Raw genomic sequence first — 7931 nt, forward strand, 5'->3', positions numbered from 1 at the left:
TCCAACCGTCGCACAATGTGCAGACATGCCACCATTGCCGTCCCACGAAAGCACGCGCAGCGTCGCGCCCGAATCCGCCCCCACCAGCGCGAGGGCTGAAGCCGCGCAGGGAACCACGGAAGAAGCCACGGCCGCCCAGCCCGGCCCGACCTCCGAGCAGCGGGCCTCGCTGTCCACCCTGGCACCGCTCTCGGCGCCGGTGTTCCGCATGCTCTGGCTGACCTGGGTGGCGGCCAATACCTGCATGTGGATGAACGACGTGGCGGCCGCCTGGCTGATGACCTCGCTCACCACCTCGCCCATCCTGGTGGCGCTGGTGCAGTCGGCCTCCACCCTGCCGGTGTTCCTGCTGGGCCTGCCCAGCGGCGCGCTGGCCGACATCCTGGACCGGCGCCGCTACTTCATGGCCACGCAGTTCTGGGTGGCCGCCGTCGCGCTGGTGCTGTGCGCGACGGTGCTGGCCGGCGGCATGACGGCGCCGCTGCTGCTGGCGCTGACCTTTGCCAACGGCATCGGGCTGGCCATGCGCTGGCCGGTGTTTTCCGCCATCGTGCCCGAGCTGGTCAGCCGCGCCCACCTGCCCGCCGCCCTGGCGCTCAACGGCGTGGCCATGAACGCCTCGCGCATCATCGGGCCGCTGCTGGCCGGCGCCATCATCGCCAGCGCCGGCAGTGCCTGGGTCTTCGTGCTCAACGCCGTGCTGTCGGTGGGCTCGGGCCTGGTGATCATGCGCTGGAAGCGCGACCACGTGCCCAGCCCCCTGGGCCGCGAGCGGCTGCCCAGCGCCATGCGCGTGGGCCTGCAGTTCGTGCGCCAGTCGCCGCGCATGCGCGCCGTGCTCTGGCGCATCTCCATCTTCTTCCTGCACGCCACGGCGCTGCTGGCCATGCTGCCGCTGCTGGCCAAGGGCCTGGAGGGCGGCGGCGCGGGCACCTTCACGCTGCTGCTGGCGTCCATGGGGGCGGGCGCCATCGTGGCGGCGATGTTCCTGCCGCGCCTGCGCCAGGCCATGCCGCGCGATGTGCTGGTGCTGCGCGGCACCCTGCTGCAGGCGGCCGCCACCGGCGTGATGGCCGTGGCGCCCAATGTCTACGTAGCCGTGCCCGCGATGGTCGTGGGCGGCATGGCCTGGATCACCACGGCCAACTCGCTCAGCGTGTCGGCCCAGCTGGCGCTGCCCAACTGGGTGCGCGCGCGCGGCATGTCCATCTACCAGATGGCCATCATGGGCTCCACCGCCCTGGGCGCTGCGGTGTGGGGCCAGGTGGCCACGCTCACCAGCGTGCACACCAGCCTCGCGCTGGCCGCCGTCACGGGCACCATTGCCATGGTGGTCGTGCAGCGCCTGGTGGCCGACCGCAGCATCGAGGAAGACCTGAGCCCGTCCCAGGCCTTCAAGGCCCCCGTCGCGCCCACCCCGCCCGAACGCGGGCATGTGGTGGTCACCATCGAGTACGTCATCGACCCCGCGCGCGCCACCGACTTCCGCGCGCTCATGCAGGAAAGCCGCCGCAGCCGCCTGCGCCAGGGCGCTCTCTCGTGGCAGCTGCAGCACGACATCGCCGACCCGGCACGCTATGTGGAGCAGATCGAGGACGAGTCCTGGACCGAGCACCTGCGCCGCTTCGACCGTGTCACCGCCTCCGACGTGGCCCTGCGCGAACGCAAGCTGGCCTTCCACCTCGGCGACGCCCCCCCCGTGGTCTCGCGCTTCGTGGTGGAGCGCTGAGCCCGGCTACTGGTAGAAACCGGTGCGCCCTAAGCCAGTGCCCCCGTGCAAGGGCCGCCAAGTCGCTTATGCGGCGCTTCGCTTGCGTGCACCGGGGGCGTCCCCCCTCTGGGGGGATGGCGCGCAGCGCCTCAGGGGGAGCCTACCGTGGCCAGAGCACCCACAGGCGCAGGCCCTGCTTGAGCCGGCCGGCAATGTCGCCCGCCTCCTGGCCCCAGCCCGTGAAGTAGTCGGCCCGCACGGCGCCCAGGATGGCGCTGCCCGTGTCCTGGGCCAGCACCAGCCGGCTCAGCTGCACCTGCGGCCCGGCGGAGGCCAGCCACACCGGCGTGCCGTAGGGAATGCTCTGGCGGTCCACGGCGATCGAGCGGCCCGGCGTGAGCGCCACGCCCTGCGCGCCCTTGGGACCGAAGCCGGCCTCCATGCCGTCGAGCGCCTCTTCGCGGAAGAACACGTAGCGCGGATTGGCCCACAGCAGCTCATTGGTGCGCTGCGGGTTCTGCGCCAGCCAGGCACGGATGCCGGGCCAGGTGGCATCGCGCGTGGCGCCCTGGTCCAGCAGCCAGCGGCCCACGCTCTGGTAGGGCTGGTCGTTGGTGCCGGCATAGGCCACGCGCACCAGCGTCACCGAGCCGTCGGGCTCGGTCACGCGCAGGCGGCCCGAGCCCTGGATGTGCAGCACCATCGATTCGACCGGATCGCGCAGCCAGGCGATGGCACGCCCCTGCAGCGCGGCCTGCGCCTCGGGCAGGGTGTCGATCTGCTGGCGCGTGTACCAGGGCTTGCGCGCACCATGCCCGGCCGGCAGCCGGTACACCGGCACGGTGAAACCGTTGCCGGGCTGGCGCGCGGCATCGATCATGGGCTCGTAGTAGGCGGTGAGCAGGCCCTCGGGGTTGCCCTCGGGCGACTCCACGCGGTAGGGCTGCAGGCGCGCCACCATCCAGGCGCGCTGCTCCTCGGGCGTGGCGATGCTCAACTGGCGCACCTCGCCGCACAGCAGCGTGAACTGCGGTGCAGGGCGCTCGCAGCTCTTGATCCAGGCGTTCCAGGCCTCGTGCAGCGCGTCGTTGGCAAAGCCCGGCAGTTCGGCCCAGCGCACCGGGATCCAGCGGCTCTTGGGCTGGGCCATGGCGGACGGCAACGGGCCGTTGTCCCCGGGGACGAACACGGCGCCCGGCACGGGCGCAGGGGCTATGGCCGGGGGACGGGAGGGACTTGGGGCGGGTGCGGTGGAGCAGGCGGCCAGCGTTCCTACAATCAGCGCCGTCATCACAAGGCGCAGGAGTGTCAATTTCATGGGGCTGATTTTGCTTGAAGCGCTGCTCGCGCTGGTGGTGCTGGTGGCCATTGTCTGGTGGACCATGTTTTCGGGGCGCCGTGGCGGCGAGCTCAAGGCCCCCGAACCGGAGGGAGAAGAAGGCAAGAAGGCGGACACCCCGGCGCGCAAGGACTGAACCGAGCGCGGGGCTCAATGCCCCAGGCGCAGCAGGTTGGCCAGCTCCACGGCCGACTTCACCTGCATCTTGTCGAACACCCGCGCGCGGTGCACCTCCACCGTGCGCACGCTGATGTCGAGCTGGTCGGCAATCAGCTTGTTGGGCAGGCCCGCGACCACCAGGTCCATCACGTCGCGCTCGCGCTCGGTCAGGTCGGCCAGGCGCACCTGCAGGTCGCTGCGCTCGCGCAGCGTGGCCAGGTGGGCGGCCGATTTAGCCAGCGCCTGCTCGATGCGGTCCACCAGCGCATTGTCGGAAAACGGCTTCTCGCAGAAGTCGAAGGCGCCGCGCTTGACCGCGTCCACGGCCGTGGGCACATCGGCGTGGCCGGTGAGAAAGATCACCGGCATGGTCGCCAGGTCGCCGCGCACGATCAACAAATCGAACAGCGCCAGGCCGCTCATGCCCGGCATGCGCACGTCCAGCAGCAGGCAGCACGGATGGCGCTGCGCCGGGCGCGACTGCAGCGCGGCATCGAAGGCTTCGGCGCTGTCGAAGGACTCGCTGGGCAGGCGGCGCGAGCGCAGCAGCCAGGCCAGTGCTTCGCGCACGCCCGCATCGTCATCGACGATGTACACGGTGGCATTGGAGACGGGTTCCATCAGGAGGCGGTAGAAGAAGAGGCAGGAGGTTGGTGGACGGGCAGCGTGAAGGTGAATACCGTACCACGCGGTTCGTTGGCTGCAAAACCGAGGAAACCGCCATGCTGCTCGATGACGGTGCGGCACAGGCTCAGGCCCAGCCCCATGCCCTCGGCCCGCGTGGTGAAGAAGGGGGTGAACAGGCGCTCGGCCACCTCGGGCTCGATGCCGGCGCCCAGGTCGGCCACGGCAAACTCGATCCAGGCCTGGTGCGCGTTCGATGCCGCACGGCGCGCGCGGATCTCCAGCACGCGCTTGGAGATGCCCGGCACGTCCATGGCCTGCATGGCATTGCGCGCCAGGTTGAGCAGCACCTGCTCGACCATGGTGCGGTCGCACAGCGCAGCGGGCAGGTCCGGCTCCACCAGGGTGTGCACGCGCACACCGATCTTGCGCGCCTGCAGGCTCACCAGCGGCATGATGGCGTCGAGCAGTTGCTGCGCGGTGACGGCCTCGCGCGCCTGGTCGCGGCGGCGCACGAAGTCGTGCACGCTCTTGATCACCTTGCCGGCACGCTCGGCCTGCCGCCCGATCTGCTGCATGGCCATGCGCACGTCCTGCAGGCTCTCGGGCGGTGGCGGCAGGTCGCCCGCGCCAGCGGGCGTCTCCAGCAGGTTCAGGGAGCCCGTGGCATAGCTCGAGATCGCGGCCAGCGGCTGGTTGAGCTCGTGGCTGAGCAGCGAGGCCATCTCACCCACGGTGGCCAGGCGCGCGGTGGCCTGCAGGCGCTCCTGCGAGGCGCGCGAGAGTTCCTCAATGCGGCGCTGCTCGCTCATGTCCAGGAAGGCGCTCATCCATCCGGTGTGCAGTCCCTGGGCATTGATCAGCGGCGCCTCAATGATGAGCACGGGAAAGCGCGTGCCGTCCTTGCGCATGAATTCCGACTCGAAGCCTTCGCGCGGGGGCATGTAGCCGGCAAAGCGGATGGCCTGGCGCTGCTGGTACTCCTCCACGCGCTCGGGCGGCCAGTAGGGGGCCGACGCGCTCAGGCCCAGCAGCTCCTGCGGCGTGAAGCCCACCATGTCGCAGAACGCCGGATTGACGTAGGTGATGCGGCCTTCCAGGTCGCGCGCGCGCAGCCCGGTGACCAGCGAGTCCTCCATGGCCTTGCGGAATGCCAGCGCATCGCCCAGATCGCGCTCGGCACGCAGGCGCCGGCGGTTGTCGCGCACCAGCACCACCATCACAGTGACCAGTGCGATGGACATGGCTGTGACCAGCGCCGTGAGCACGTTCGGGAACAGGCTCGGGGCACTGTGCCAGGTGTCCATGCGCAGCACCAGGGTGGCGCCGGGCAGGTCCAGCAGGTGCGTGGCCGTGAACATGCGCGAGCCGCGCCGCGCCGCGCCCAGCACCGCCAGGCGCGTGCCATCGGCCTCGGTGAAGGAGGCCTCCTGGCTGCGCGTGAGTCCGTGCCCCACCAGGTCTTCGAGCATGGCGTTGAGCGCATAGGTGGCCACCAGGAAACCGGTGTTGCGCCCGCCCGAGGTGATGGGCAGGCACAGCTCCATCATCTCCGAGCCCAGTCCATCGCCATGGGGCTGGAAGTAGCTGCTGGAGTAGGCCGGCCCGCTCAGCCGGCGCGCATTGGCACAGGCCAGGGAGGCGTCGGAGTGCGCGCTCTCGCGCGTGCCCCGGTCCCAGTACACCGGTCGGTAGGGTGTCTGCACCTGCGAGCGCAACCGCATGCCGGTATCGCGCCATTCCAGCCGCACCAGTTCGCGGTGGCCGCGCAGCAGCTCCGAGGCATTCACCTCCCAGGCCAGCACGCCCGGGTCATCGGCATGCAGGGCCTGCAGGCTCTGCAGGTTGCGCGTGAGGGCCACGCGCACGTCCGAGACGGCGTCGGCCGTGTCGCGCTCGAGCCGGCTCTGCACCTGGCTGGCCTCGTAGCGCCCGGCCAGCCAGACCACGGTGACCAGCATGGCCACCACCAGCGCCACCAGCAGCGTCCACAGCGACCAGCGCCGCCAGGCGCCACGCCAGCGCTGCCACAGGGTCTTGCGCGGCTTGCTCACAGCACGCGGTGGCCCAGGGCTGGCAGCTGGCTGCGCACCTCGCGCAGGCGTGCCTTGGCCAGCGTGCCCACGGCGACGCCGGCGCCTTCTTCACGCAGCGCCGCAATGCCGCCCCAGGGGTCCACCAGCATGCTGTGGCCCCAGGTGCGCCGGCCGTTCTCGTGCACGCCGCCCTGGGCCGGGGCCAGCACGTAGGCCAGGTTCTCGATGGCGCGGGCGCGCAGCAGCACCTCCCAGTGCGCCTGGCCCGTGGTGTGGGTGAAGGCACTGGGCACCAGCAGCAGGTCGGCACCCGCCTGGGCATGGGCCCGGTACAGCTCGGGAAAGCGCAGGTCGTAGCACACGCTCAGGCCCACGCGCCACAGCTCGCCCTCGCGCGAGCGCAGGTCGAACTGCACGACCTCGTCCCCGGGCTCGATCACCCGGCTCTCGTGGAACTGGTCCTGGCCGTTGTCGAAGTGGAACAGGTGGATCTTGTCGTAGCGCGCGACGCAGGCGCCCTCGGGGTTGAAGGCCAGCGTGGTGTTGCGCACGCGCACGGCATCGTTGCCGCGCAGCGGCAGGGTTCCACCCACGACCCACAGGTCGAGCTCGCGCGCCGCGCGTGCCAGAAAGTCCTGGATCGGGCCCTCGCCATGCGACTCCTTGAGCGCCAGCTTGTCCGTGTCCTGCCGGCCCATGATGCAGAAATACTCGGGCAGCACGGCCAGCTCGGCGCCCTCGCGCGCCGCCTGCTCCAGCAGGGTTCGGGCAGCAGCCAGGTTGTCGTCGACGTGGGTGCCGGAAACCATCTGCAGGGCAGCGACTTTCATGAGGATTCTCCGGTTCGGGGGGCGGGGGATGGCGGGCCGGTGTCTGCCGCATTGCCCGACAGGCGCGTGCGCCGGGGCACGCGCACCACACGCGGGTCGGACCAGGAGCCATCGATGCGGAACTCCTGCGTCGCCGCCTCGATGAGCGGGCCGCGCAGGAACACCTGGGCCAGGAAGCTGCCCAGGCCGATCACCGGGTTGATGGCGGTGGCCACCAGCGAGGCCGTCATGGCATTGATCTCGGGCACCACCACCACGCGCAGGTCCTGCGTCTCGCGGTCGATGTCGGCGCTGCCCTCCATGAGCACGGCGGCGTTCACGCCCTTCATCTGCAGGTTGTTGGTGGTGGCCACGCCCTGCTCGATGCGCAGGTCGCCGCGCACGAAGTCGAACGCAAAGCCTTCGCTGAAGACATCGCGGAAATCGAGCGTCAGGCGGCGCGGCAGCGACTGCAGGCTGAGCACGCTGAGCAGCTTGGCCAGGCCCGGGTCGGCCTTGAGGAACTGGCCGGCCTCGATGTTCACGCTGACCTGGCCTGCCATCGAGCGGTAGTCGGGACTGAAGGGCGCGCCCACCCAGGCCACCTGGCCTTCCATGCGGCCCTTGCCACGCCGCACCACGCCCGGCATGGCAAAGCGCGCCAGCAGGTCGCCCGAATCGCGGATGTCGAGCCGGAAATTGAGCACCGTGCGCCGCTCGCCGGCGCCGCTCCCCGCCATCCGCGCCTGGTTGAGCAGGGCCCAGTTGCCACTGGCCGTCAGGCTGCCCTCGGGCGAAGTGATGTTGAACTTGGACAGGCGCCACTCGCGCGGCGTGCTCTCGCTGCCCCGGTTCTGGGCCTCGATCTCCACCCGGCCGAGCTTGCGGCCACGCAGCTCGAAATCGTCGACCACGATGTCCAGCGCCGGCAGCGAGGTCGGCTGCTCCTCGAGCAGTGCCTCGACCTGGTTGGCGTCGCTCTGCGGCATGTTCAGGCGGGACAGTCGGGCATACAGCCGCCCATTGCCCGAGTCGCCGCCACCGCCTTCGCGGAACTCCACGAAGCCGCTGAGCTCGCTGGCATCGATGTTGCCTTTCCAGACCGGGCCGTCGCGCTGCCCGCCGGCCACCACGTTGTGCAGGGTGCGCCCCTGGGCAGTCAGTTCCTTGGCTCGCAAGGCCACCCGGGTGGGCAGGTAGTCCTGCGTGGCGCTGGCCAGGGCGCCAGCGGGCAGGCGGGGGGCCGCCGCTGG

Annotated in this window: 7 protein-coding genes; 2 read left to right on the plus strand and 5 right to left on the minus strand. The window is 70.7% G+C overall.

What is annotated here, in order from left to right:
• Positions 1-25: 25 nt before the first annotated feature.
• On the plus strand, positions 26-1729 hold the full coding sequence (locus PMI14_RS28980; protein ID WP_007860366.1) for an MFS transporter: 1704 nt from the start codon (positions 26-28) through the stop codon (positions 1727-1729).
• 142 nt (positions 1730-1871) lie between these two features.
• On the opposite strand, the gene PMI14_RS28985 is transcribed toward PMI14_RS28980, so the two are convergent.
• Positions 1872-3095: a murein transglycosylase A gene (locus PMI14_RS28985; protein WP_085947314.1), complete on the minus strand. Its 1224-nt coding sequence runs from the start codon at positions 3093-3095 to the stop codon at positions 1872-1874.
• On the opposite strand from PMI14_RS28985, the gene PMI14_RS35370 reads away from it, so the two are divergent.
• Positions 3028-3186: a hypothetical protein gene (locus PMI14_RS35370; RefSeq protein ID WP_007860374.1), complete on the plus strand. Its 159-nt coding sequence runs from the start codon at positions 3028-3030 to the stop codon at positions 3184-3186. The genes PMI14_RS28985 and PMI14_RS35370 overlap by 68 nt on opposite strands.
• A 14-nt stretch (positions 3187-3200) precedes the next feature.
• On the opposite strand, the gene PMI14_RS28990 is transcribed toward PMI14_RS35370, so the two are convergent.
• The 4 genes from PMI14_RS28990 to PMI14_RS29005 all read right to left on the minus strand — a co-directional run.
• On the minus strand, positions 3201-3830 hold the full coding sequence (locus tag PMI14_RS28990; protein ID WP_007860375.1) for a response regulator transcription factor: 630 nt from the start codon (positions 3828-3830) through the stop codon (positions 3201-3203).
• The gene (locus PMI14_RS28995; protein WP_007860377.1) at positions 3830-5887 is read right to left on the minus strand and encodes a nitrogen regulation protein NR(II); all 2058 of its coding nucleotides are present in this window, start codon (positions 5885-5887) and stop codon (positions 3830-3832) included. Before PMI14_RS28995 ends, PMI14_RS28990 begins: the two co-directional genes overlap by 1 nt.
• Complete coding sequence (locus PMI14_RS29000; RefSeq protein WP_007860379.1) at positions 5884-6699, minus strand: carbon-nitrogen hydrolase family protein; 816 nt, start codon at positions 6697-6699, stop codon at positions 5884-5886. Before PMI14_RS29000 ends, PMI14_RS28995 begins: the two co-directional genes overlap by 4 nt.
• A partial coding sequence (locus PMI14_RS29005) for a YhdP family protein (RefSeq protein WP_007860382.1) occupies positions 6696-7931 on the minus strand: 1236 nt, incomplete at its 5' end. The genes PMI14_RS29005 and PMI14_RS29000, both read right to left, overlap by 4 nt.

Origin of the sequence: Acidovorax sp. CF316, from assembly GCF_000276605.1 — a bacterium.
Lineage (GTDB): Bacteria > Pseudomonadota > Gammaproteobacteria > Burkholderiales > Burkholderiaceae_C > Acidovorax.

Coding starts and splice junctions, on each gene's coding strand:
- PMI14_RS28980 (WP_007860366.1), top strand. CDS start 26: ATGCCACCATTGCCGTCCCACGAAAGCACGCGCAGCGTCGCGCCCGAA.
- PMI14_RS35370 (WP_007860374.1), top strand. CDS start 3,028: ATGGGGCTGATTTTGCTTGAAGCGCTGCTCGCGCTGGTGGTGCTGGTG.
- PMI14_RS28985 (WP_085947314.1), bottom strand. CDS start 3,095: ATGGTCCACCAGACAATGGCCACCAGCACCACCAGCGCGAGCAGCGCT.
- PMI14_RS28990 (WP_007860375.1), bottom strand. CDS start 3,830: ATGGAACCCGTCTCCAATGCCACCGTGTACATCGTCGATGACGATGCG.
- PMI14_RS29000 (WP_007860379.1), bottom strand. CDS start 6,699: ATGAAAGTCGCTGCCCTGCAGATGGTTTCCGGCACCCACGTCGACGAC.